Source organism: Pseudomonas putida, from assembly GCF_028682455.1.
In the GTDB taxonomy this organism is placed as follows: Bacteria; Pseudomonadota; Gammaproteobacteria; order Pseudomonadales; family Pseudomonadaceae; genus Aquipseudomonas; species Aquipseudomonas putida_AA.
Genome location: NZ_JANHLD010000004.1, coordinates 675,911 through 698,220, shown reverse-complemented (window position 1 = coordinate 698,220; position 22,310 = coordinate 675,911). Strand labels below are relative to the sequence as shown.

Annotated in this window: 22 protein-coding genes; 12 read left to right on the top strand and 10 right to left on the bottom strand. The window is 58.0% G+C overall.

The window, feature by feature from the left end; genetic code table 11:
• Window positions 1–103: 103 nt before the first annotated feature.
• The 3 genes from NPS58_RS26460 to NPS58_RS26450 all read right to left on the bottom strand — a co-directional run bounded on the left by NPS58_RS26460 (window position 104) and on the right by NPS58_RS26450 (window position 5,124).
• Window positions 104–1,018 carry a replication initiation protein gene (locus NPS58_RS26460; RefSeq protein WP_250169420.1) on the bottom strand — a complete coding sequence of 305 codons (915 nt, stop codon included), beginning with the start codon at window positions 1,016–1,018 and terminating at the stop codon, window positions 104–106.
• A gap of 237 nt (window positions 1,019–1,255) precedes the next feature.
• The gene (locus NPS58_RS26455; RefSeq protein WP_070094386.1) at window positions 1,256–3,094 is read right to left on the bottom strand and encodes a hypothetical protein; all 1,839 of its coding nucleotides are present in this window, start codon (window positions 3,092–3,094) and stop codon (window positions 1,256–1,258) included.
• Window positions 3,095–3,552: 458 nt separating this feature from the next.
• Window positions 3,553–5,124 carry a site-specific integrase gene (locus NPS58_RS26450; protein WP_070094385.1) on the bottom strand — a complete coding sequence of 524 codons (1,572 nt, stop codon included), beginning with the start codon at window positions 5,122–5,124 and terminating at the stop codon, window positions 3,553–3,555.
• Window positions 5,125–5,445: 321 nt separating this feature from the next.
• Here NPS58_RS26450 and NPS58_RS26445 point away from each other — a divergent pair, with 321 nt between their 5' ends.
• The 3 genes from NPS58_RS26445 (at window position 5,446) to NPS58_RS26435 (ending at window position 8,443) form a co-directional block, all read left to right on the top strand.
• On the top strand, window positions 5,446–5,661 hold the full coding sequence (locus NPS58_RS26445; protein ID WP_274118177.1) for a hypothetical protein: 216 nt from the start codon (window positions 5,446–5,448) through the stop codon (window positions 5,659–5,661).
• 374 nt (window positions 5,662–6,035) lie between these two features.
• Complete coding sequence (locus tag NPS58_RS26440; RefSeq protein WP_274118176.1) at window positions 6,036–7,478, top strand: alanine/glycine:cation symporter family protein; 1,443 nt, start codon at window positions 6,036–6,038, stop codon at window positions 7,476–7,478.
• A gap of 68 nt (window positions 7,479–7,546) precedes the next feature.
• Window positions 7,547–8,443 carry a LysR substrate-binding domain-containing protein gene (locus tag NPS58_RS26435; RefSeq protein WP_274118175.1) on the top strand — a complete coding sequence of 299 codons (897 nt, stop codon included), beginning with the start codon at window positions 7,547–7,549 and terminating at the stop codon, window positions 8,441–8,443.
• Window position 8,444: 1 nt separating this feature from the next.
• On the opposite strand, the gene NPS58_RS26430 is transcribed toward NPS58_RS26435, so the two are convergent.
• Window positions 8,445–9,848 (bottom strand): amino acid permease, encoded by a 1,404-nt coding sequence (locus NPS58_RS26430; protein WP_274118174.1) that lies wholly within the window; start codon window positions 9,846–9,848, stop codon window positions 8,445–8,447.
• A 204-nt stretch (window positions 9,849–10,052) separates the two neighbouring features.
• On the opposite strand from NPS58_RS26430, the gene NPS58_RS26425 reads away from it, so the two are divergent.
• The gene (locus tag NPS58_RS26425; protein ID WP_274118173.1) at window positions 10,053–10,856 is read left to right on the top strand and encodes a phytanoyl-CoA dioxygenase family protein; all 804 of its coding nucleotides are present in this window, start codon (window positions 10,053–10,055) and stop codon (window positions 10,854–10,856) included.
• Window positions 10,857–10,922: 66 nt separating this feature from the next.
• Here the strand turns inward: NPS58_RS26425 and NPS58_RS26420 are convergent, their stop codons facing one another.
• Window positions 10,923–11,150, bottom strand: a complete 228-nt coding sequence (locus tag NPS58_RS26420) for a YdcH family protein (RefSeq protein WP_274118172.1) — start codon at window positions 11,148–11,150, stop codon at window positions 10,923–10,925.
• A gap of 117 nt (window positions 11,151–11,267) precedes the next feature.
• On the opposite strand from NPS58_RS26420, the gene NPS58_RS26415 reads away from it, so the two are divergent.
• The 5 genes from NPS58_RS26415 (at window position 11,268) to NPS58_RS26395 (ending at window position 15,972) form a co-directional block, all read left to right on the top strand.
• Window positions 11,268–11,633: a 5-carboxymethyl-2-hydroxymuconate Delta-isomerase gene (locus NPS58_RS26415; RefSeq protein ID WP_274118171.1), complete on the top strand. Its 366-nt coding sequence runs from the start codon at window positions 11,268–11,270 to the stop codon at window positions 11,631–11,633.
• A gap of 171 nt (window positions 11,634–11,804) precedes the next feature.
• On the top strand, window positions 11,805–13,439 hold the full coding sequence (locus NPS58_RS26410; protein ID WP_274118170.1) for a phosphoethanolamine transferase: 1,635 nt from the start codon (window positions 11,805–11,807) through the stop codon (window positions 13,437–13,439).
• A gap of 99 nt (window positions 13,440–13,538) precedes the next feature.
• Window positions 13,539–14,672 (top strand): ribonuclease D, encoded by a 1,134-nt coding sequence (rnd, locus tag NPS58_RS26405; RefSeq protein WP_274118169.1) that lies wholly within the window; start codon window positions 13,539–13,541, stop codon window positions 14,670–14,672.
• The gene (locus tag NPS58_RS26400; RefSeq protein ID WP_274118168.1) at window positions 14,669–14,962 is read left to right on the top strand and encodes a YcgL domain-containing protein; all 294 of its coding nucleotides are present in this window, start codon (window positions 14,669–14,671) and stop codon (window positions 14,960–14,962) included. The genes rnd and NPS58_RS26400 overlap by 4 nt, the downstream gene beginning before the upstream one ends.
• A gap of 77 nt (window positions 14,963–15,039) precedes the next feature.
• Window positions 15,040–15,972 (top strand): D-2-hydroxyacid dehydrogenase, encoded by a 933-nt coding sequence (locus NPS58_RS26395; protein WP_274118167.1) that lies wholly within the window; start codon window positions 15,040–15,042, stop codon window positions 15,970–15,972.
• A 63-nt stretch (window positions 15,973–16,035) separates the two neighbouring features.
• Here NPS58_RS26395 and NPS58_RS26390 read toward each other — a convergent pair whose 3' ends face one another.
• Window positions 16,036–16,629, bottom strand: coding sequence for a nitroreductase family protein (locus tag NPS58_RS26390; RefSeq protein WP_274118166.1), 594 nt, complete (start codon window positions 16,627–16,629; stop codon window positions 16,036–16,038).
• Between the two features lie 146 nt (window positions 16,630–16,775).
• On the opposite strand from NPS58_RS26390, the gene NPS58_RS26385 reads away from it, so the two are divergent.
• Both NPS58_RS26385 and NPS58_RS26380 read left to right on the top strand, forming a co-directional pair.
• Window positions 16,776–17,225, top strand: a complete 450-nt coding sequence (locus NPS58_RS26385; protein ID WP_274118165.1) for a YcgN family cysteine cluster protein — start codon at window positions 16,776–16,778, stop codon at window positions 17,223–17,225.
• A 56-nt stretch (window positions 17,226–17,281) separates the two neighbouring features.
• Window positions 17,282–18,496: a hypothetical protein gene (locus tag NPS58_RS26380; protein WP_274118262.1), complete on the top strand. Its 1,215-nt coding sequence runs from the start codon at window positions 17,282–17,284 to the stop codon at window positions 18,494–18,496.
• Here NPS58_RS26380 and NPS58_RS26375 read toward each other — a convergent pair.
• The 3 genes from NPS58_RS26375 to NPS58_RS26365 form a co-directional block, all read right to left on the bottom strand.
• Complete coding sequence (locus tag NPS58_RS26375) at window positions 18,493–18,852, bottom strand: YgaP family membrane protein (protein WP_274118164.1); 360 nt, start codon at window positions 18,850–18,852, stop codon at window positions 18,493–18,495. The two genes, NPS58_RS26380 and NPS58_RS26375, sit on opposite strands and share 4 nt — an antisense overlap.
• Before the next feature lie 66 nt (window positions 18,853–18,918).
• Entirely contained in the window at window positions 18,919–19,389 is a 471-nt protein-coding gene (locus NPS58_RS26370; RefSeq protein ID WP_010223125.1) for an RNA methyltransferase, read from the bottom strand.
• Window positions 19,390–19,461: 72 nt separating this feature from the next.
• Window positions 19,462–19,833 carry a YajD family HNH nuclease gene (locus NPS58_RS26365; RefSeq protein ID WP_028943130.1) on the bottom strand — a complete coding sequence of 124 codons (372 nt, stop codon included), beginning with the start codon at window positions 19,831–19,833 and terminating at the stop codon, window positions 19,462–19,464.
• A gap of 118 nt (window positions 19,834–19,951) precedes the next feature.
• On the opposite strand from NPS58_RS26365, the gene NPS58_RS26360 reads away from it, so the two are divergent.
• Entirely contained in the window at window positions 19,952–20,224 is a 273-nt protein-coding gene (locus NPS58_RS26360; protein WP_274118163.1) for a hypothetical protein, read from the top strand.
• A 24-nt stretch (window positions 20,225–20,248) separates the two neighbouring features.
• On the opposite strand, the gene NPS58_RS26355 is transcribed toward NPS58_RS26360, so the two are convergent.
• Window positions 20,249–22,303 (bottom strand): S9 family peptidase, encoded by a 2,055-nt coding sequence (locus tag NPS58_RS26355; protein WP_274118162.1) that lies wholly within the window; start codon window positions 22,301–22,303, stop codon window positions 20,249–20,251.
• Window positions 22,304–22,310: the final 7 nt, after the last annotated feature.

Genomic DNA, 22,310 nt, shown 5'->3' with positions numbered 1-22,310 from the left:
CTGGTGTGCAGATGCGGATGAGCAAAATAAGCTAGGGGGTAGTGAGAAAAATATACATCAGCGGATGTAGTATATGATGTGGGGTTTTGCACTATTTGTAATGCTACGAATGCTCCTTCCAGTAGAATACGGTTCTACGACTGACCTCCAACGCTCTCATCACTTCTAAGACAGTAGCCCCTGATTTAAGCATATCAATACCTTTAATTCTTTTTGATTTTCCATTGAGTGAGCCTCTATAAGCCTGTATCTCGCTTGTGTGCGTTCTGGCGACATAATCGTCAAAGGTGCCACGGGTAAAGTTTCTATGTGTCCACTTCGCTACGCTCTTGGCTGTGTGTTTTACTTCGGAAATATCCAAGGGCGTGGAGAAATTGACGTTGTAGCCTATGGCTCTGTCAAGGCAAGCGTTTAGCCATTGGTTGTAGTCGGGCCACCCTTGGCGGATGGCTTTGTATGCCCACTCCCTTAACTCATCGAAAAGCATGCAGTTACGGCCAAGGCCATAGTCATCTACGGGCCTCTCTTTGGCCTTTTCAGGGGTGAGATCAAGGTAGTCTGCGAGGTCGTCCAGCGTGTATGGGGTGGATTCCCATTCTTGGACTATCCAATGTGAGTTGATTGGGTTCTTGCAGATCAGGCCGGAATAGCCTCTGTCTGCTCCCAGTAGGTTACACAATGCCGCTTCGATGGCCGCAGCGTAGCGTAAAGGGGCTGTTTTGGCGTCGATTGCAGTTCGGATAGGGGTTTGTAGCAGGTAGAGCAAATGGGCGTGCCCATTGGCCGGATTTCGAGCGATTAGGTTAGGGGCTGGTGCTCCTACGTCATCCCAGTACAGCCCCGCGTTGGTCTTGTCCAGATCGAAAACCATCCAATATCTATGGGTAGGGCCGTTTGGTTGGACCAGTCGAGCAAGTTTCGCTTTTTCTTTTTTGTTGATTTTTAAGCCGCTGATTAAATCATCGGTGTGATAAGGTCTCTTTGGTAAGTAGTCCTCAAATAGTTTTACGCATCCCATCGTTATCCTCTTCTAATATTAAACTTAGAAAAAGAAAACCTTGGAAAGAGACTTGACAATAAGATATTTAGTGATTAAATGGATATTGTTAGATTTTAAGTGTTTGTTTTCCTGCCACCTTCCCCAAGGTGGTTTTCTTTTTCTGCTCCTTTCAAGTTGCCATACTTTAGAGGTTTGTCAAATTTGGATGCTAAAAATCCCGCTTTCCAGCGAGTTTTTATTATCTGATGGGTTTGACTATTGATACGGGTCATAAGGGTCTTGGAATGGGCTTGGCGGCTTAGGTTTTAGAAGTCTTCTCTTTCTCGCCTGCTTCGCTTGCTCGGCTTCTTCCTTGTCAAACTCGACAATCTGTTTGTTGGTGAACGTATCGGATGCCCAGAGCTTCATTTTGTCTGTAAACCCTAATGCTGCTTGGGTATGGTCTAAACCTTGTTCTTTTAGCTGTTCTGCTACGTTGAATAGATAGTCCTTACGTTTCTCTGTGCCTAAGCGACTGACCATTTCATAGGTGTTTTCTCGTAGTCTTTTGTAGTATTGCTCTGGGTTTTCGTCGAGCCTACGGGCATCAAGTAGTCGATCCACCAGAATATCAAAGCGTTTCATCAATGGTTCAAGTTCTTCCTCGTAAACCTTGATAGCATTCTCTAATACTGATTTTCGTTCGGTGTCTTCTTTGATTTTTCTACGTAAATCGTTTAATTCCTTTGTCATTTTCTCCTTCATGGTTTTGAAGTTTGTAGATAATTCCTTCGTTTTGTTGGTTTTTTCGTTTATTTCGTCATTTAATTTTTGTTTGTGATGGTCAAGCTCATTGTTTTCTTTTCTCTGTTCATTAGCCTGTGATTCCAGCGTCTGGATGGTTGTTTTGTAGGTGCTTATTGTGCCTTGAAGGTCTTTTATCGTGGTGTTAAGGGTTACGACAGTAGCCTTTTGCTCGATAAGTTCGACCTCTTTTGTGGTTAGCTCCTTCTGGAGCCTGTCTATCTGTCTGGTGTAATAGTTGTGGCTTCGCTCGCTCTTTGGCTTCTTGGCCTCCTGTTCAATTTTGTTCAGATGTTCTTTCGTTTCCTTGGATTTAGGTAGGAATTTGGCTTGCAAACCATATGCAGCGGCTAAACCATTAAAATGCTCATAGAAGGCCGCTTGCATGACTTTTGACTTCCATGATTCGCGTTCGCGGATAAATCTATGGTTTTGCTTTTCTTCGGTGCGATTTGGGAGCTTGAAATCTTCTAATGTCGGTGGTGCGGATATCTTGTCAAGGCGAGCCTTATTCTTCGCGTAATATTGCGATGCGAACTCAAACTCCTGAGCTGAAAAATCATATTTCCCAGTTTTAGTATTTTGAAGGTCAAGGAAGGCGTGGACGTGGTTTGTCGTTTCATCCAAGTGACTGAATGAAAATAGAATGTCATTGTTGGGAAAATTCTTCTGGTAGAACTGGTGCAGTGCTTTCTGCAGTAGGTCAGTGTAAGCCTTAGTTATTGCCAATTGGTTGGGTTCAGGGATTACAAGGATGATCTCTTTAACCCTGTTGACCGTCCTTGATACGGCTCGATTTGGTGCGTTTTGCTCGATCTCTCTCTTCTTGGTGGTGTAGTTCTCTAGAAGGTCGATACGCTGAGCTACACGGCTGATTTTGTGTTGATTGAGTAGGGCGGTGTAGTCTCCGACTACCAACGGCCTTTCTCCCTCCATTACCGATGTGACGTATTCTTTTATTTGGGTGGGTTCGGTTGCGTTGATGAATTTGACCAGCTTCGATTTTAGTTTTCGGAGCTTTTCTTTTTCTGCTGCTATCTCGTCAGTCGCTTCTGTTGCTTTGAGTTTGGTTTGTAGTTGGTCGTTGAAGTCGGCCAGCAATTGCTCTGCTAATTCCCTAGTTAATACTTGTTCAACGCCACCTACAATGGCGATATTTGGGTGGTCTGGATTGGGGTTGAATTCAAAGTCGTCATACTCGTTTTGGTCCAGCCTAAGCGAGTGTTTCAACGAGCTATCCAGCCCCTTCAGGTTGGAATAGTTTCTGTCTCTTTTAGTCAGCGTAATTATCTGCAAATTGGTATCATTCATTTTATCCTCAGTGGTGGGTTGGTTTTTGCTCTTGGCTTTTGCTTCTGTCCTGCCGACAAGGCACCTGCGTTAACCGTCACATCTTTTGCGTAGCAAAAGTGGGATGGTTAACATAGCAGGTATGCTTTTAAGGACTTCTTTTAAAACTTGAACCATATACAAATATTTAACCACATAAAAAATGTATATCAAGCATGATGGTGTAGGTTTGGTTTTGTGTGGGGTGGTTGGTTGGGTATGCGTGCGTGCGGAATAGTAGTCTTTATTATTGTTATCTAATATATTTGATATCTATATATTGATAACTAAAGACGCGGGTGTGCGTGTGCGTACACATGAGGCGTGTGCAGGGGAGTGCATTATGCGAGGGAAAGGGAAGGTCAAAAGCTCTTCTGGTGGGTAAGAGCTTTGGAACCTTTGATTATTGTTCTGAATTTTAACGTGTAACGCTTGCGATTTTAAGATTTTAGCTCGTATTTTAGTTTTGATATCGCGTCGTGTTTTTGCTTTGGACTTGGCCCTGCACTGTATACGTCAAACGTGACTGTACCTGTCTCATGTCCCACGATTGAGGCAATGAGTATTCCCGGCACGTCTGCACGTTGTAATTGCGTGATAACGGTCTTGCGGAAGCTGTGGAATACAAACTGGCTATTATAGTTGAGGCTGGTCTTTAATCGCCCGAATTGCTTACTGAGAGCGTCTGAGCGGTTGCCGTATTTGTTTCCTGCAGGTGACTCAATCAAGAAACCGTCTTTTGAATCACGGATCAACCTTTCTACGGTGTCCTGTATCGCTGGGTGTATCGGGGTATGTCGCTCGCTGGCGGCAGTCTTCCCATCGTAGAAGTAGAAACATTTAATCCCTTCCTCACTGACGATATCTTGGGCCTGAAGCTGGCAAAGCTCTTCAATACGTGCTCCGGTGTAAGCACCTAAAAGGATGAGATCTGTAAGGGTTTCGCGGTTTTTGGTGGCTTTTGCGGCTTCATGGAGCTTTGTAACGTCTTCCGGGGTGAATGCCTTCCTTTCCATTGATCCATCGTTCCTTTTGCTGCGGTTGACTGGGAAATCGTGCTTTTCAAAGGGGGATTGCTGGTCACGGTGCAGTTTTTTGAAATTCTCATCGTGTTTAATCGCCCATTTCCAAAAGCTTGACCCTGCGAATAGGTATTGTTTTTTGGTCTTAATGGATAGGTCGAGCGTATCGAGATAACTGGCAATGCTTTCGTGGTTGAGGTCGCGTTGCTCTGCCTCAAGCCAAGCACCCATCATTTTCAATCGATTGGCCTGCGTATCGACTGTCTTCTGAATAATACCCTTGGTATTGGTCTGATAGGCTTCAAATGAGGCTATTCTGTTCGTCGTAATGGGGGACTTGGTTTTGTAGTTTTTGGGGTCTTCGAGGATTGACTTAATTTCTTCAATGGTGCCAACGCTGATGGCTTGACCCGCAGTGATGGCGTAGTGCTCTACTGCTTTATGCAATTTAATGTAGTCATTGAACCGTTCAATCTTCCTTTCGAGCGGGATTTCCTCGCCCAACTCATACCATTTTTCTTTGAAAGCTTGATATTCGCGGTAGGGTTTTTGGCCGTATAGGTCAAATTTCGCTTCTGCGGCTTCCTTGGTGGTTGTCCATTTTTGAGTGTGGAGGATTACATCGATGATGTAACTTCCGAGTTCGTCCAAGCTTTCCCGGCTGAGCCTCGGGTCTACGTCATCGGGATTTTTAGGCATGACAAGGCCTAGCAGCCCGTTTTGCTGGCTCGTCTGGATCATCTGGGAAACGCTAAACGACGTTTCTGGGAGGTGGTCGGGGGTAGGCCCTGCGATGCTTAGCCGAGCGTTAGCAATGGCTTGCTTCCACATGTGTAGAAACGCCAATTTTTTCATCTGGGCTTCTGGCTTGCTGCCGGTTCTGAGTGATTCGGTGAACTCGCTTCGGTTCAAGACGTGCCGAACGTCCTTCGGGACGCTTAGGCGGACGTGCCAAGTACCTGAACGTAAAACGAGGTTGTCGCTTGCCATTTTCTTCCCTGACCTGTGGGTTTTGGATGCAGGGAAGGTAGCTGGTTTTTGATTAAATTTGTAGCAAGAATTTGTAGCAAAATCGCTTAAAGTCGCTGTATGTATTGATTTTAAAGGGCTGTAGGGTAGGAATCGGAAAGTCCCTATCTCTCCGCCATATATGAAAAGCCCCGAAACTTAGGTTTCGGGGCTTTTTTTTTGGGCTAAATTCTGTAGTTAGCGATTTTTAGGTTGGTGTTTAGCGAACCATCCTACATACAAAATCGTACTGAATTATCAAGATTGCCACCTCGTGTCGTCAGAAACCCACAAGGATCGGTAATGAAAGAGTTCGTAATCGGCGTCAATAATTTAATTTTGTATTGTGTATTGGCCGGCGTCTGGGTCGGAGCGGGGGTCATGTTCTTTATTTTGGGGGTTTGGCCCGCACTCGGCATGCTTGTTGGCGGCACAATCGCTTGGTTCATTATTTCCGGCGTCTGGTTTGTACAGGCGGCATCGTTTGAAGAGCTGAAAAAGCTGAACGCGAAAAGCTGATTTTCCACTCGTCTCCTCACCAGGCTTCGGTGAGGTTTCGCACTGGCGTTTATGGTTTTGTGTGCAGCCGGCAGCAGGCACAGGTAAACCATAAGCGCCCTGCGCAAGAAGCCTCCCGTCATATCTGCTACCATTGCGCCCCTCAAAACAAGAACCAGCACCTCTGCTACCGCATGCTGGTCAACGCAATCCCCAACCCTCGGCACCGGTCATCACTACACTGATGAGGCCGACGGCGTTGCTGAAACTGTGGGCGTCTCCCATCGTTACAGGCCATTCATATTGAAGAAGGCACTGGTCGTCCGCGCACGCCAGTTGCTTTACAGACTGAGCAGCGCCTTTAAAAGGCCCTGCGCTTTACTTGGGAACATACGATGACAGCCGTGATCAACGCACTCAATACCTTCTTCTGGGGGTATGTCCTGATCTATGGCCTGCTGGCCGCAGGTATCTATTTCACTGTCCGTCTGGGCTTTCTGCAATTTCGCCATTTGCCCGAATTCTTTCGCTCGGTACTGCGCGCACCTGCCAAGGACGCCAGCGGCATCACGCCGTTCCAGGCGTTGTGCACCAGCCTGGCCTCGCGGGTAGGTACAGGCAATCTTGCCGGTGTGGCCGTGGCCATTACCCTCGGTGGCCCGGGAGCGGTGTTCTGGATGTGGGTGGTGGCGTCGCTGGGCATGGCCACGGCCTATGCCGAAAGCACCCTGGCGCAGTTGTACAAGGTGCGCAACGACAAGGGCGAGTACCGCGGCGGTCCGGCGTTCTATATCGCCAAGGGCTTGAACGCGCCCTGGGCGGCGGCGATTTTCTCGGTGTGCCTGATCATCGCTTTCGGCCTGGTGTTCGGTGCCGTACAGGCCAACTCCATTGCCGATGCGACCCAGGGCGCCTTCGGCGTGCCCAAGCTGACTACGGGTGTGGTGGTAGCGGTGCTGGCCGGCCTGGTGATTTTTGGCGGCATCAAGAAGATCGCTCGCTTTGCCGAGTGGGTCGTGCCGTTCATGGCTGGCGCCTATCTGCTGGTGGCGGTCTATGTGATCGTGACCAACCTGGGTGAAGTCCCGAGTGTCCTGATGCTGATCATCAAGAGCGCCTTTGGTATCGAGTCGGCCGCTGGCGGTGTGGCCGGGGCCATGCTCAATGGCGTGAAGCGCGGGTTGTTCTCCAACGAGGCGGGCATGGGTTCGGCACCCAACATCGCGGCCGTGGCAACTCCCAATCCTCACCATCCATCTTCGCAAGGTTTTGTGCAGGCGCTGGGTGTGTTCATCGACACGCTGCTGATCTGTACCGCCACGGCGATCATGATCCTGCTGTCGGGCGTGATACCCGGCCCTGACATGACCGGTACACCGCTGACCCAGGCGGCCATGAACGAACACATCGGTTCGGCCGGGCAGTACTTCATTGCCGTTGCGATCTTCTTCTTCGCCTTTACCTCGATCATCGGCAACTACACCTATGCCGAGAACGCCATGGTGTACCTGAAGCTGAACACGCGCCTGGGCCTGACCGTGCTGCGCACCGCAGCCTTGTTGATGGTGGTGTGGGGCGCCTATGAAAGCGTCGCCACGGTGTTCGATGCGGCCGATGCGGCGATGGGCCTGATGGCGACCATCAACCTGATTGCCATCTGCCTGCTGTCGGGTGTGGTGGTCAAGCTGACCCGTGACTACTTTGCCCAGCGGGCGGTAGGCACGCCGGAGTTCAACGCCCGGGACTATCCGGAGCTTTCGGGCAAGATTGATGCGCAGATCTGGGGCGCTGCTGATGGTGGGCGTGCTGAACCGGTCGAGGCGCTGAAAGAGCGCTGATCGTTGAAGGGCCGTTGTGCCCCGCGATGGGCCATAATGCCCCGACACCATCACCCGGGGCATTTGCGATGATCGGTTTCACCTTACGCCAGTTGGAGTATTTCGTCGCTGCCGCCGAGCAGGGCAGTGTCAGTGCGGCAGCGCGGGCCAAGCACATCTCCCAGCCGTCAGTCTCGCTGGCGCTGTCGCAGCTGGAGTCGATCCTCGGTGAAAAACTCTTCCATCGCCAGGTCAGTCGCGGCCTGGAGTTGACCCCGGCCGGGCGCAAGCTGTTGGAGCAGGCGCGCGGCATCCTCGACATGGCTACGGCCATCAGCGGCCCCGGCGAGCAGCAAGCCAGCTTGCGCGGAGCCTTGAGCCTCATCTGCTTCCAGGACCTTGGGCCGTACTACGCGCCACGGCTGCTGAGCGGGTTTCGCCAACGCTATCCCGATGTCAGCATCACCTTGTTCGAAGCCGATCTTGCCGAGGTGAACCGCAGGCTGGGAGATGGCAAGGCAGAACTTGCGCTGACGTACGATGTAGGGCTCGATTCGCCCATCGAGAAGCGTGTGCTGGCACAACTGACACCTTACGCACTGTTGCCAGCCGATCATCCCCTGGCCTTGCAGGACAAGGTGTCGCTGGTAGACCTGGCCGCCGAATGCCTGATCCTCGAGGACATCTCCAGAACCCGAGAGTATTTTCTCTCGTTGTTCTGGGCTCACGACCTGCAACCTGCCGCCCTGCAATTGACCCAGACCTTCGAGATGCAGCGCGGGTTGGTCGCCCATGGCTACGGTGTGGCGTTGTCGTGCACGCGCCCGGTGAGCGATTGCAGCTATGACGGCAAGCCGTTGGCCTGCCGCCCGTTGCTGGAGACGGTGAGCCCGCAGCCGGTGGTGCTGGCCCAGTCCAGTGCCATGCGCCCCTCGGCGGTCGCGCAGGCATTCCTGGAGTGGGCCAGCCAGCAGTTTCCTGCCTAGATCAACTGTTGACCGGCCCCGGCGCTGCGACCAGTGCCTTGGCTTGGCGAGCGACGAACAGCCAGTAGCCCAGCGACAGCAAGGCCAGCCAGCCGATGCCGACATACAGCGCCATGCGGGTGTCCGGGAACCAGGCCAGCACGCCGAAGATGAACAGCATGAATGCCGCCGCGCAGGCCGGACCTACGGGCCAGAGAGGGACCGGGAAGTGCAGCTTGGCCACTTCCTCGCGGCTCATGCCACGGCGCATCACCATCTGCGACAGCAGGATCATCAACCATACCCAGACTATCGAGAAGGTCACCACCGCGGCCAGGATCAGGAACAGGTTCTCTGGCGCCAGGTAGTTGAGCACTACCCCGAACAACAGCGCCGCGCCCATGACCACCACGGTCATCCACGGCACGCCGAAGCGTGACAGGCGCGAGAAGCCAGAAGGGGCCTGACCGTTCTGGGCCATGCCGTACATCATGCGCCCGGCGGCGAAGATGTCGCTGTTGATCGCCGACACGGCAGCCGAGATCACCACGATGTTCAGCAGGGTGGCTGCAGAGCCGATGCCCAAGCCGCTGAAGATCTGCACGAAGGGGCTGCCTTCGCTGCCAATGCGGGTCCAGGGGTAGATCGACATGAGCACGAACAGGGTGAACACGTAGAACAGCAGGATGCGCAGCGGCACCGAGTTGATCGCCTTGGGGATGACCCGCTGAGGGTCCTTGGCCTCGCCCGCGGTGATACCGATCATCTCGACCCCGCCGAAGGCGAACATCACCACGGCAAACGAGGCAATCATGCCGCTCACGCCATTGGGGAAGAAGCCACCATGGCTCCACAGGTTGCTGATCGTCGCCACTTGTTCGGCGGAGCCGCCCAGTTGGATGCCGAACATCAGCACCGCCGCCCCCGCCAGGATCATCGACACAATCGCGGTGACCTTGAGCAATGACAGCCAGAACTCCAGCTCGCCGAACACTTTGACGCTGCACAGGTTCAAGGCGCCGATGAAGAACACGATGCCCAGCACCCAGATCCAGCGTGGCGTCTCGGGAAACCAGAAGCTCATGTACACGCCGAAGGCGGTGACGTCCGCAAGGCACACCACGAGCATCGAGAAGGCATAGCTCCAACCGGTGAGAAAGCCCGGAAAACGCCCCAGGTACTGGCTGGCGTATTGGCCGAAGGAGCCGGACACCGGGTTGCGCACGGCCATTTCGCCCAGGGCGCGCATCATCATGTAGATCGCCGCGCCGCCAATCAGGTAGGCCAGCAGTACAGACGGCCCAGCCAGCTTGATGGCCGAGGCCGAGCCATAGAACAGCCCGGTGCCAATGGCCGACCCGAGCGCCATGAAACGGATATGGCGGGTACTCAGACCTCGCCGCAAGGCGGTATTGTTATCGTTCATCCCAGGTAACCCCTCATTGTTCTTATTGTTCAGTGGCAAGGCGCCGAAGGAGACAGGCAAGGCTATTAACCGGCCAATTGGCGGGCCTGACAATAAGCCGGGTCATACAGAATGCTGATAGTGGCGAATAGGCAAAGTGTCGTTTACCGGCGGCGGGCAGGGTCCAATACTTTTGGCCATTACAACAAGAGAGGACTGCCCCCCATGAATGCCGATATCGAACAATTCCAACGTGATGGTGCAATCGTGCTGCGCGGTGTGTTTCGCGACTGGATCGAGCGCTTGCGCGAAGGGTTTGAACAGAACCTGGCCGCCCCCAGTGCCTTTGCCATCGAGAACGTGGGCAGTGGCGAAGGCGGACGCTTTTTCGAGGACTACTGCAACTGGCAGCGCATTCCGGCGTTCACCGACTTTGTCCTGAACTCGCCGGCCGCGGCGATTGCCGGCGACCTGATGCAGTCCCGGGAAGTGCAGGTGTTCCATGAGCACATTCTGGTCAAGGAACCGGGTACCTCCAAGCCGACGCCCTGGCACCAGGACCTGCCGTACTACTGCGTCGATGGCCAGCAGACCGCCAGTTACTGGATTCCGCTGGACCCGGTCACCCGTCACAACACCCTGAGCGTGGTGCTGGGCTCGCATCGCTGGCCAAAGCCTGTGCGCCCCAAGAGCTGGGCCAGTAACAAGGACTTCTACGGCGCAACCGATGCAGGATCCGGTGAAAGCCTGTTCATGGACATGCCGGATGTGGAGAACGGCGAGTACGAAATCCTTTCGCCCGAACTTGAGCCGGGCGATGCGGTGGTCTTCGATTTTCGCACCGTGCATGGCGCCGCCGGCAATATTGGTGGCAACCGTCGGCGAGCGTTCTCGACCCGTTTCATGGGCGATGACGTGCGCTATGTGCAGCGCCCGGGGCGCACCTCGCCACCGTTTCCCGGAATCGACCTGCAGACCGGCGATCGCATGCGCGAAGACTGGTTCCCGGTGGTCTGGGCGCGAAGCTGAAGTCCGGGATCGCCTAAACAAAAGCCCCGCAGCGAACTGCGGGGCTTTCTACTGTTCTGCGGGGCGCTACGATTTTACGTGAGCGACGATTTCGTCTTTGATCAACAGGCGCTTTTTGCGCAGTTGGGTGATCTGGTCGTCGGTGGCGCTGCTGCTCTCTGCCTTGACCACCTCGGTGTCGATGGCATTGTACTTTTCATGCAGCTCGCTGAGCCGCGTGTCGGTTTTTTTCTTGGCGTCGAACGCCTCTTTGGTCATGTTCAAGTCTGCGAGCAAATCGTGCTTGACCGGCATTTCTTCACCTCTCCGGGGTTTGGGGTGGAAGTCATGAACTTAGAGGATAGTCGTCTTTGCCGGGTTTCGGGGCTGCGGTAGTCTGTCGCGTCATCTGCCCACCAAGGATCCCCTGCCATGCCTCACCTCAATGTGGAATACAGCGACAACCTGCGTGACCTGGACGTCGACCGCCTGCTGCTGCGCCTGAACCATGCGCTGGTGGGCAGTGGCCAGTTCGCCGACGAACTGGATATCAAGAGCCGCGCCGCCGTCTTTTCCGGCTACCGGGTCGGCATTGCTCCTGGCGAGCGGGCGTTTGCCCATGCCAGGCTTGCCATCCTCAGCGGGCGCTCGCCCGAGGTTAAGCGCCAGTTGTCGGCCAGCTTGCTGGAGGTGCTCAAGGAGGCCATCCCGGCGCGTGCGGGGCTGGACATCCAGTTGTGCGTCGAGGTACTCGATATCGAGCGTGATTCTTATTCGAAGATTCACCGGCCGGGTTAACTACGCGCGGCATAAGTAATGTGAAAAAAATGTCATGATAAAGTTGACGCCAAAGCATTAAACGTTGGCGTCTTTTTCACGAAAAATTGATGGCGCGCTACTTAAAGTCCGGGTTGTTTCAAGGTGGTGCCGCAACGGCACTGTTCCCGACGATCAATCAAGTGAAGCGCCATGTTCAAGGTCAAACCGCTGCGGGCCGAATGGGTCACGTTGTTAGCCAGTCTTTATCTGCTCATCGGCTTCAATTCGGTACTCTGGCAACATTTATCCAGCGTTGTACAGCCTGGCGTATCAGGTATATTCCTGCGCCTGGCCTTTGCCGTACTGATCTTCTGCGCCTTCAATCTGATCTTGACCCTGGTCGCTTTCAAGGGGGTCTTGAAACCGCTATTGATTACATTGTTCATGGTCAGTGCCAGTGCCGCTTACTTCATGAGCCAGTATGGCGTACTTATTGATGTGGGTATGTTGCGCAATACTGCAGAAACCAATACTGCTGAAGTAATGGATCTGCTCTCGGTCAAATTATTTGCTTATCTTTTGATACTGGGCGTAGTGCCGTCGGTCGTGCTCTACAATACCCCGATCCAATACAGGGCCTGGTACCGCGAGTTGCTGTACAAATTACTTGCGGGCGGCGCTTCGGTGGCGCTGCTTGGCGTGGTCGCCCTGGCCAACTACCAGGGGCTTGCCTCGCTATTTCGCAATCATCACGAGATCCGCCTGATGCTGGTGCCCAGCAATGTGGTGGGCGCCTCCTTCGGGTATGTCGGCGAGCGGATCGGTACCGCTGCCAAACCGTTCGTCAAAGTCGGTGAGGATGCCCAGCGTGAGCTCGCCTGGCAGCAGCATTCACGCAAATCCCTGACCGTGCTGGTGGTGGGGGAGAGTGCCCGAGCTGCGAATTTCGGCCTGCTGGGCTACGACCGCGACACCACGCCCGAGCTGAGCAAGGAAGCCGGGCTGATTGCGTTCAGCGATGTGCACTCCTGCGGTACCGAAACCGCAGTGTCGGTGCCATGCATGTTCTCCAACCTCACCCGCAAGGATTACCAGGCCACCCAGGCCAAGAACCAGGAGGGCTTGCTGGATGTGCTGCAGCGGGCTGGGCTGGCGGTGCGCTGGCGTGACAATCAGTCCGGGTGCAAGGGTACCTGCGACCGGGTGCAGTTCGAGGATGTCAGTAATCTCAAGGACCCTGCGCTATGCACCAGCAGCGAGTGCCACGACGAGATCCTCCTGAAGGGGTTGGCCGAGATGATCGACAACCTGCAGCAGGATACCGTGCTGGTGCTGCACCAGATGGGCAGCCATGGCCCCGAGTACTTCAGGCGCTACCCGATGCAGTACGAGCGCTTTACCCCGGTGTGCCCAAGCAATGCGTTGAACCAGTGCAGCGAACAAAGCATCGTCAACGCCTACGACAACACGCTGGTCTACACCGACCACGTCCTGGCGTCGCTGATTGACATCCTGCGCAGCAAGCAGGACAAGGTCGACACTGCGATGCTCTACCTGTCCGACCATGGCGAATCCCTGGGCGAGTACAACCTGTTCCTGCATGGCACCCCGTACATGCTGGCGCCGGAACAGCAGAAGCACGTACCGATGCTGGCCTGGTTCTCCGACAACTACCGCCAGGCGTTCGGCGTCGATACCGACTGCCTGAACAGAAACCGCGACGAGCCGTTGAGCCAGGACAACCTGTTCCACTCCATGCTCGGCCTGTTGCAGGTACGTACCTCGGTCTACGACCCGCAACTGGACCTGTTCGCCTCGTGCCATCCGGCCCTGGCCAGCCATTGAGAACCCGCGCAGGCGCGCAGGCCTTTGCAGTAGTCGAGTGGTTTCCCGGCAGTGGCCTGCGCCGTATATACTGCGCGCCATTGTTTGTGGGAGAGCCTTGTGGCCATCGATATTCACTGGATTTGCGACGACAGCAGCCTGGCTGAACACTGTCTGCAGTGGCGCAAGCTGCCCTTCGTGGCACTCGACACCGAGTTCATGCGGGTTGATACCTTTTATCCGATTGCCGGTTTGATCCAGGTCGGCGACGGGGCACGTGCCTACCTGATCGACCCGCTGCGGGTCGGCAACTGGCAGCCACTGGCCGAGCTGCTCGAAGACCCCCAGGTGATCAAGGTGCTGCATGCCTGCAGCGAAGACCTCGAAGTGCTGTCGCGCCTGACCGGCAGCCTGCCGTCGCCGCTGTTCGACACCCAACTGGCCGCCGGCTATCTGAACCTGGGCTTCTCCATGGGCTATTCGCGCCTGGTCCAGGAAGTGCTCGGTATCGAGCTGCCCAAGGGTGAAACCCGCTCGGACTGGCTGCAGCGCCCGTTGTCCGAGACCCAGGTCAGCTACGCCGCCGAAGACGCCGTGCACCTGGCCGAGCTGTACGAGCGCCTGCGCCCGCAGTTGTCGGACGAAAAGAACGCCTGGGTGCTGGAAGATGGCGCCGAGCTGGTTGCCCAGCTGCGCCGCGAGACCGATCCCAACGAGTTGTACCGCGACGCCAAGCTGGCCTGGAAGCTGTCCCGCGCCCAGTTGGCGGTGCTGCGCGAGTTGTGTGCCTGGCGCGAGCGCGAAGCCCGTGCCCGCGACCTGCCGCGCAACCGCATCCTGCGCGAGAATGCCCTGTGGCCCATGGCCAAGACCCAGCCGCAGACGCTGTCGGCGCTGGCGAAAATCGAAGACATGCATCCGCGCACCATCCGCCAGGACGGCGAGTTCCTCCTCGAGCTGATCAAGCAGGCCGCCAGCCTGCCACCTGAGCAGTGGCCAGCGGCACTGCCAGAGCCGTTGCCAATCGAGGCCTCGGCGCTGCTCAAGCAGCTGCGCGCCATTGGCCAGGCCGAGGCCGAGCGCCTGAACATCGCCCCCGAGCTGATGCTGCGCAAGAAAATCCTCGAGTTGCTGCTCAAGAGCGGCTACCCCAACGGACCTTATCAACTACCCGATTCGCTGCGCGGCTGGCGCCGTGAGCGGATGGGGCAAGCGCTGCTCGATTGCCTGGCCAGCGCTGGAGAACAAACATGAAACGCATCTGCTCGATCTACAAGAGCCCACGCAAGAACGAAATGTACCTCTACGTGCTCAAGGCCGACGGCCTTGAGCGTGTTCCCGAAGGCCTGCTGCCGTTCTTCGGCACGCCGGTACACGCCTTTGACCTGGTGCTGAGCCCGGAGCGCAAGCTGGCCCGCGAAGACATCGCCAAGGTGCTGGAGAACCTCGAGCAGCAGGGCTACCACCTGCAGATGCCACCGCTCGAGGACGAGTACATCGAGCACTTGCCCGAAGAACTGCTGCGCCGCAACGACCCGGTCTGAGTCCACCTGCCTGATGTGATACCGCCAGGCCCGATGGCCTGGCGGCCTTCGAAGTTTCTGCCAAGGTTGTAACGAACATGCGCGTTTTGATCGCCGAACAGGACCATGCCCTCTACGCTCGCCTGCTGCGCGAGGCTGCACCGGACGTGGATGTCCTGACCAGTGGCGACTCGGCGGAACTGACCCGCCTGGCCGCCGATTGCGATGTCTGGCTGGGCCAGCCAGACCTGCTGGCCACCCTGCTGCGCCAAGGCCATGAGCCACAATGGCTGCAGTCGACCTGGGCCGGAATCACGCCGCTGCTGGCCGACGGCGTGCAGCGCGACTATCGCCTGACTCGCGCAGTCGGAATTTTCGGCCAGGTGATGGCCGAGTACGTGCTGACCTACATGCTCGGTCATGAGCGTGAGGTCATGGCGCGCCTGGTCAGCCAGGTCGAGCGCAAATGGGATGATCGCCCCGGCCGCACCCTGGAAGGGCGGCGGGCGTTGATCGTCGGTACCGGTGATATCGGCCAGCGCGTCGCGGAGTTTCTCCTGCCCTTTGGTGTCAAGCTCTACGGCATCGCCAGCCAGGCCCGTGAACAAGCGCCCTTTATCGAGGTCGCGGCCATGAGCGAGCTGGGGCGCCTGGTCGGTGAAGTCGATTACGTGATCAACCTGCTGCCCGACACCCCGGCCACCCATGACCTGTACGACGCTGCATTGTTTGCCCGCTTCAATCCCGAGGCGTTGTTCATCAACGCCGGTCGCGGTGTGGCGGTGGTCGACGGTGACCTGGTCGAAGCCCTGAAACTGGGGCACCTGGCCGGCGCGGTGATCGATGTTTGCCGCCAGGAGCCCCTGCCGGCGCGTCATCCGTTCTGGACGGCCTGGGGCCTGCTGCTGACCGGGCACAGCTCGGCACCCACTTCGCCGACGGCGATGGTGCGGTTGTTTGTCGAGAACCTTCGGGCGTACCAGGCGGGGGAGGCATTGCGCGGGGAAGTGGATTTTGTGCGTGGTTATTGATTGAAAAATCGCGGGGCAAGCCCGCTCCTACATGCAGTAGGAGTGGGTTTGCCCCGCGATCGGCTACAGCGAGAAATCACCCTCGGCCGCCAGTTCGCTCAGCGAGCGGCGCGGGCTAGGCTCTTCGCGGGACTGCAGGGCTTCAGCCAGGGTGGCCTTGTCGCCCAGTTTGCCGATCGCGACCACCGCGTGCAGTGCGTAGCCTTCAGGAATTTTCAGCTCCTTGCGGGTCAGCTCCTGGTCGAAACCGGCCATGCCGTGGGTATGCCAGCCGCTGATGCTCGCTTGCAGGGCCAGGTGGCCCCAGGCGGACCCGGTATCGAAGGTGTGCCACAGGGCGGGTTTCTCTTCGCTGGAGCCCGGTGCTGCGAAAGTGGTCTTGGAGATCACGATCACCAGGGCCGAGGCGTGTTGCGCCCAGCTGCGGTTGAATTCGTTGAGCAAACCCAGGTAACGCGCCCAGTTTGGCGTGTCGCGGCGCGCATAGAGGAAGCGCCACGGCTGCGAGTTGTAGGCAGACGGGGCCCAGCGTGCAGCTTCGAGGAAACTCAGCAGGGTGGCTTCGCTGATTGGTTCGGCGGTGAAGGCGCGTGGCGACCAACGCTTGATGAACTGTTCGTCGATGGCATGGTCGGCAATGCGAGGGTTAGCACTCATGGCGAGTTCCTGAAAGGTAGGGAGGAATCGCCGGTAAAACTACTGTGTCGTACTGGCACTGACAAGCGGTCTGGCATTGCTGCAAGACTCGCCCTAGACTGGCGCCGCCGCACTGCGGCGCCTCTTTTGAACAGGACACCCGTTACATGATTGCCAGCGCCGACGCTTTCTGGAAGCGTAAGACCCTCGAACAGCTGAACCCCCAGGAATGGGAGTCGTTGTGTGACGGCTGTGGCCTGTGCTGCTTGCAAAAGCTTGAAGATGAAGACGACAGCAGCGTCTATTACACGCGTATCGCCTGCAAGTTGCTGGATCTTGAAACTTGCCAGTGCAGCGATTATCCAAACCGCCTGAAGATCGTGCCCGACTGCATCCAGCTCACGCCGGGCAAGGCGGACCAGTTCAAATGGCTGCCGACCACCTGTGGTTACCGTCTGATCAGCGAAGGCAAGGATCTGCCAAGCTGGCACCACCTGGTATGCGGTGACCGTCAACAGGTGCACAAGCAGCGAATTTCCCAGTCCGGGCGCATGCTCAGTGAAAACAGCGTGGACGAGGACGACTGGGAAGACTATCTGATTTTTCGCGCCGGCTAAGCCGCCCGGGCTTGCCGGGAATCGCGTCTGGGGGAACAAGGAGTTTCTGTATGCGTGTGCGTTGCCTTTGTCTGCTGGCACTGGGTTGTGCGGTCAGTGCGCAGGCCTTTGCGAAAAAAGTCGATCTGGATTATCACGTGCGCTTGCTGCCGCAGACCGAGCAGGCCGAAGTGCGCCTGACCCTGGCGGAAGGTGCGGCAGTGCGCAGCCTGGATTTTTCCCTGGGCAACGCGGGTACCTACAGTGATTTCAAGGCTGATGGCCAATGGCAATTGCAAGGCGAGGGTCAGCGCGGGCACTGGCAACCGGCACCGGGCAAAAGCCAACTGACCTACCGTGTACGCCTGGCCCAGCGGCTCAAGAATGGCAGCTACGAAACCCGCATCACACCTGACTGGGCAGTGTTTCGCGGCGATGACCTGGTGCCCCCGGCACGCCTGGACCAGCAGGACGGCACCGAACTGGTGGCGCGCCTGAGCTTTGAGCTGCCCAGTGGTTGGAAAAGCGTCGAGACGCCCTGGCCGCGTATCGGTAAACAGCGCTTTCGCATCGATAACGTCTCGCGGCTGTTCGATCGCCCCACCGGCTGGATGGTCGCGGGCACCATCGGCACTCGGCGTGCGCGCCTGGGTGAGACCGACGTCAGCGTCGCGGCGCCCCAGGGGCAAGGCATGCGCCGGCTGGACAACCTGACCCTGCTCACCTTTGTCTGGCCACAGCTGCAGGCGGTATTCCCGCGTAATCCGCCAAAACTGTTGCTGGTCGGGGCCAAGGATCAGCTCTGGCGCGGGGCTCGGGCAGGGCACAACTCGATCTACCTGCACAGCAGCCGGCCGCTGGTCAGCGAGAACGGTTCAAGCCCGCTACTGCGTGAGCTGGTGCACGTCTTCGCGCAGATCAACGACCGCCAGGCCAGCGACTGGATTGGCGAGTCCCTGGCCGACTACTACGCCATCGAGTTGCTGCGCCGTGCCGGGGGCATCACCGAGGATCGCTACCAGGCCTTGCTGGCCGGGCTTGAGCGCAGTGGCGCCAAGGTCGCCAGCTTGCGCGGTGAACAAGTCGACAGCGCAGTTACCGCCCGAGGCGTGCTGCTGTTGCAGGCACTGGACCGGGAGATCCGCCTGCATACCCACAACCAGCGCTCCCTGGACGATGTCACCCGGGCAATGATGCGCTTGAACAGCGTCAGCACCGAGGAGTTCGTCCAGCTCAGCGAGAGCGTGCTGGGGCGTGAGTCCGAAGTGCTGGCCAGCAAGCTGCTGCGTTAAGGCTTGGGATTGTTCAGTGAGTCGTTGCCGGTGACCGTGGCGCTGCGGGTGGCCGCCTCGGCACTGGCTTTCAGGGCCTTGAGCTCGGCACCGTTGCGTTCGAGGGTCGAACGCAGGTTGTCGAGGTCGCTGCGTCCACGCTCCATCAGGCTTTTCACCGAGCTGTGACCGGTGATGCCGCGAGCCAGGGCTACGCCACCAATGGCCACCTGGATAAGGCCGAACAACCCGCCGCGGCGCAATCCCTTGCCGACCATGATCACACCGCCGGCCACGGAGCCGGCGCGTTCCCAGCCGTGCACGTTGTGTTCGGGCTTGTCTTGCAGGGCAGGGATCAACGTCTTGTTGTCGGACATGGTCATTCTCCAATGGGGGCGATGATATGCAGCAGACCACCGCAGGCGCCGGACTGTTCCTTCGGGTTACTTGAACTTGGGGCCGGAGCGGGTATTCAGGCCCTTGGCGAGGCGGTCGTAGAGCACCACGTTGACGGTGGCGGCGAGGTTCATGCAACCGTTGGTCGGGATGTAGATGGTCTCTTCGCACCAGGCCCGCACGCTCGGGTCGAGCGAGCCGTCTTCGGGGCCGAAGATGTAGATGGCGCGGTCGGGGTGGGTGTACTCGGGCAGGGGGCGGGCGCCGTCTACCAGCTCCACGGCCACGGGCGTGCACCCCAGGGGAATGATTTTTTGCAGGTCGTCGATGCCGATCAGCGGGATGTCGTAGTGCACCCGCTTGGTGTCGGTGACAAAGTCGCGAGCGCGCTCATAGCGCTTGCCGGTGTAGAACACCGAGTTGACGCCGTAGCAACCCGCCGCGCGCATTACTGAACCGACGTTCTCCGCTGACTTGGGGTTGAACAGACCAATGCAGCTGTACCGTTTGTTCGCCACGTGCCGGGGCCCTTCGCAAAAAAGAACGCGATTATACGGGCTTGCCGGCGTGGGTGGGGCGCGGGTTTGTGCTCAATCTTTTTTCAGCAGGCCCGCCAGCCCCGCGAACGGGTTGTGGGTCGCCTTGGCGATGCTCGGGCTGCTGGTGGAGCCTTCGCTGAAGTATTGCTGGTCGGTGTAGCGGGAGTGTTCGTTGTCGTGGCAGTACAGGCACAGCAACTCCCAGTTCGAACCGTCCTGGGGGTTGTTATCGTGGTTGTGGTCGCGGTGATGCACGGTCAGTTCGCTCAGGCGCTTGCCGGAGAACTCCCGGGCGCAGCGGCCACAGACGTGCGGGTACATTTTCAGGGCCTTGTCGCGATAGCCCATCTCTTTGTCGCGCTTGGCGTCGGCGAGGATGCGGTCGAGCCGTGCGGTGGCGGAGGCAGTGGATGCCGAACTCATGGGATTACCTTTTCTCGGGCTTGTTACGGTTATGGCTTGAAGTTTAGCCCGATGGCGGGCGTTTCGGACAGGCTACGCTTGGGAGTAGGCTGTCAGGTCGTAACCTAGGAGTCTGCGTATGCGCTACTTGACCATCGCCGCCCTGATTCTTGCTTGCCTGCAATCGGTTGTTGCCGCCGATCTGCAGCCGCGGCCCATTGCGCCGGTACCGGGAGCGCCGGGGACGGCGACGCCTACGCCTTATCCGCAGATTACGCCCAGTACACCCCCCCGGGCCGGTGATGCGACGCCCGGCTCGCCGTTGTTGCCGTCGATTCCGGTGCCTTCACCGCCCAGGGATCAGCCATTACCGGGGTTGAGCCCACAGCAGGACAAGCCAAAACCCGAGTAGGAGCGGGCTCGCCCCGCGATGCCGTCACACATTCACACCCAACACCTTGAATACGAACCCGTACTCCAGCGCTACATCACGCAGCCCCTGGTAACGCCCGCTCATGCCGCCATGCCCGGCATCCATCTCGGTCTTGAGCAGCAGCAGGTTGCTGTCGGTCTTGGTGACCCGCAGCTTCGCCACCCATTTGGCCGCTTCCCAGTACTGCACGCGGCTATCGTTGTAGCCCGCCACTACCAGCAACGCCGGGTAGGCCTGGGCCTTGACGTTCTCGTAAGGCGCGTAGGCCTTGATCCGCTCGTACACCTCTGGCTCTTCAGGGTTGCCCCACTCGTCGTACTCGGTCACGGTCAGTGGCAGTTCGGGGTCGAGCATGGTGTTGAGTACGTCGACGAACGGCACTTCGGCAATGGCCGCCTTGAACAGTTCCGGGCGCTGGTTGAGTACCGCGCCGATCAACAGGCCACCGGCACTGCCACCGCTGATTGCCAGCTGGTCGGCACGGGTCACGCCCTGGGCGATCAGGTGCTCGGCGCAGGCGATGAAGTCGTTGAAGGTGTTGGTCTTGTGCTCCTGCTTGCCCGCGCGGTACCACGCCTCACCCAGCTCGCCACCGCCGCGCACGTGGGCGATGGCGAAGGCCACGCCGCGTTCCAGCAGGCTCAGGCGGGCATGGGAGAACCAGGGATCGAGGCTTTCGCCATAGGCGCCGTAGCCATACAGGTACAGGGGGACCGGCTTGCCCAGGTCGCTGCGCCGTTGTACCAGGCTGATCGGCACCTGGGTGCCGTCACTGGCGGTGGCCCACAGGCGTTGGCTCACGTAGGCGTCGGGGTCGAAGGGGCCGAGTACCGGGGTCTCCTTGAGCACCTGCTGGGCACCGCTGGCCAGTTCCAGCTGACGCACCTGGGCGGGGCGATTGAGGGCCTGGTAGCGCAAGCGGATGCGCGGGCTTTCGAACTCGAGGCTGTCCTGCACGTACAGGCTATAGGCTGCATCCGGCAGTTCAACCCGGTAAGGGGCCTGCCCTTGCGGATGTACTTCGATGATCGGCAGGCCACCTTCGCGCAGGCTCAGGCTCAGGGCGCTGGCGTTCAGGCTCAGGCCTTCGAGCATGATGGTGTCGCGGTGCGGCACCAGCAGTTGCCACTGCTCGCGAGTCGGTACCTGTGCGCTGGCGGCGTGATACAGGGCGAAGTTGATGCCGTCCTGGTTGGTGCGGATGAACCAGCGCCACTGCCCGTCGAGCTGGCCGTGGTCCGGGAAGTACTCATGGCCTTCGACCCGGGGTGCCAGGCAGGTGAAGTCGCCGTCAGGCTGCTCGGCGTCCAGCACCCAGGCCTCGCTGGTGGTCTTGCTGTTGAGTAGCAGGATCAGCTGGAGCTCGGAGCTGGCCCGGTAGCAATGGAGGAAGAAGCGACCGTCGGTCTCTTCGAAAATGGCCTGGCAACCTGCACTGCCCAGACGGTGGCGCAGCAGCTTGTGTGGCCGGTGGGTGTCGTCCAGTTCGGCGAAGAACAGGGTCTGGCTGTCGTTGGCCCAGGTCATGCTGCCGTCGCAGTTCTCGAACGGCAGCTGCTCGATCGCGCCGCTGGCCAGTTCCTTGACGTACAGGGTGTAGATTTCGTCGCCCGTGGTATCGAGGCTGTAGGCCAGGCGTTGGTGGTCGGGGCTGACGTTGAAGGCGCCGAGGGAGAGGAAGCCACCGTTGGCCAGCTGGTTGGGGTCCAGCAGCAGCTCTTCCTGGCTTTCATCGACCGTGTTGGTGTCGTCGGCCGGGCGCGGGCAGCGGTAGTGGCGCGGGTATTCTTCACCGGCGGTGGTCCGGCTGTAGTAGAGGTACGGGCCCCAGGGCGAGGGCAGCGACAGGTCGGTCTCGAGGATGCGGCCCTTGATCTCTTCGAACAGCTGCTCGCGCAGTTCGGCCTGGTCGGCGAGCTGGGCCGACTGGTAAGCGTTCTCGGCGTTCAGGTAGGCGATGACGTCGGGATTGTCGCGTTCTTGCAACCAGGCATAGGGATCGGCGCCTTCAGCCTTGCGGGCAATCGGGGCGCGGGGGACGATGGCGTCTGCGGACATGCGGGGA

What these genes read in the sequence shown, in the direction of transcription:
- NPS58_RS26460 (WP_250169420.1), bottom strand. Translation starts at nt 1,018, where the DNA reads ATGGGATGCGTAAAACTATTTGAGGACTACTTACCAAAGAGACCTTAT.
- NPS58_RS26455 (WP_070094386.1), bottom strand. Translation starts at nt 3,094, where the DNA reads ATGAATGATACCAATTTGCAGATAATTACGCTGACTAAAAGAGACAGA.
- NPS58_RS26450 (WP_070094385.1), bottom strand. Translation starts at nt 5,124, where the DNA reads ATGGCAAGCGACAACCTCGTTTTACGTTCAGGTACTTGGCACGTCCGC.
- NPS58_RS26445 (WP_274118177.1), top strand. Translation starts at nt 5,446, where the DNA reads ATGAAAGAGTTCGTAATCGGCGTCAATAATTTAATTTTGTATTGTGTA.
- NPS58_RS26440 (WP_274118176.1), top strand. Translation starts at nt 6,036, where the DNA reads ATGACAGCCGTGATCAACGCACTCAATACCTTCTTCTGGGGGTATGTC.
- NPS58_RS26435 (WP_274118175.1), top strand. Translation starts at nt 7,547, where the DNA reads ATGATCGGTTTCACCTTACGCCAGTTGGAGTATTTCGTCGCTGCCGCC.
- NPS58_RS26430 (WP_274118174.1), bottom strand. Translation starts at nt 9,848, where the DNA reads ATGAACGATAACAATACCGCCTTGCGGCGAGGTCTGAGTACCCGCCAT.
- NPS58_RS26425 (WP_274118173.1), top strand. Translation starts at nt 10,053, where the DNA reads ATGAATGCCGATATCGAACAATTCCAACGTGATGGTGCAATCGTGCTG.
- NPS58_RS26420 (WP_274118172.1), bottom strand. Translation starts at nt 11,150, where the DNA reads ATGCCGGTCAAGCACGATTTGCTCGCAGACTTGAACATGACCAAAGAG.
- NPS58_RS26415 (WP_274118171.1), top strand. Translation starts at nt 11,268, where the DNA reads ATGCCTCACCTCAATGTGGAATACAGCGACAACCTGCGTGACCTGGAC.
- NPS58_RS26410 (WP_274118170.1), top strand. Translation starts at nt 11,805, where the DNA reads ATGTTCAAGGTCAAACCGCTGCGGGCCGAATGGGTCACGTTGTTAGCC.
- NPS58_RS26400 (WP_274118168.1), top strand. Translation starts at nt 14,669, where the DNA reads ATGAAACGCATCTGCTCGATCTACAAGAGCCCACGCAAGAACGAAATG.
- NPS58_RS26395 (WP_274118167.1), top strand. Translation starts at nt 15,040, where the DNA reads ATGCGCGTTTTGATCGCCGAACAGGACCATGCCCTCTACGCTCGCCTG.
- NPS58_RS26390 (WP_274118166.1), bottom strand. Translation starts at nt 16,629, where the DNA reads ATGAGTGCTAACCCTCGCATTGCCGACCATGCCATCGACGAACAGTTC.
- NPS58_RS26385 (WP_274118165.1), top strand. Translation starts at nt 16,776, where the DNA reads ATGATTGCCAGCGCCGACGCTTTCTGGAAGCGTAAGACCCTCGAACAG.
- NPS58_RS26375 (WP_274118164.1), bottom strand. Translation starts at nt 18,852, where the DNA reads ATGTCCGACAACAAGACGTTGATCCCTGCCCTGCAAGACAAGCCCGAA.
- NPS58_RS26365 (WP_028943130.1), bottom strand. Translation starts at nt 19,833, where the DNA reads ATGAGTTCGGCATCCACTGCCTCCGCCACCGCACGGCTCGACCGCATC.
- NPS58_RS26360 (WP_274118163.1), top strand. Translation starts at nt 19,952, where the DNA reads ATGCGCTACTTGACCATCGCCGCCCTGATTCTTGCTTGCCTGCAATCG.
- NPS58_RS26355 (WP_274118162.1), bottom strand. Translation starts at nt 22,303, where the DNA reads ATGTCCGCAGACGCCATCGTCCCCCGCGCCCCGATTGCCCGCAAGGCT.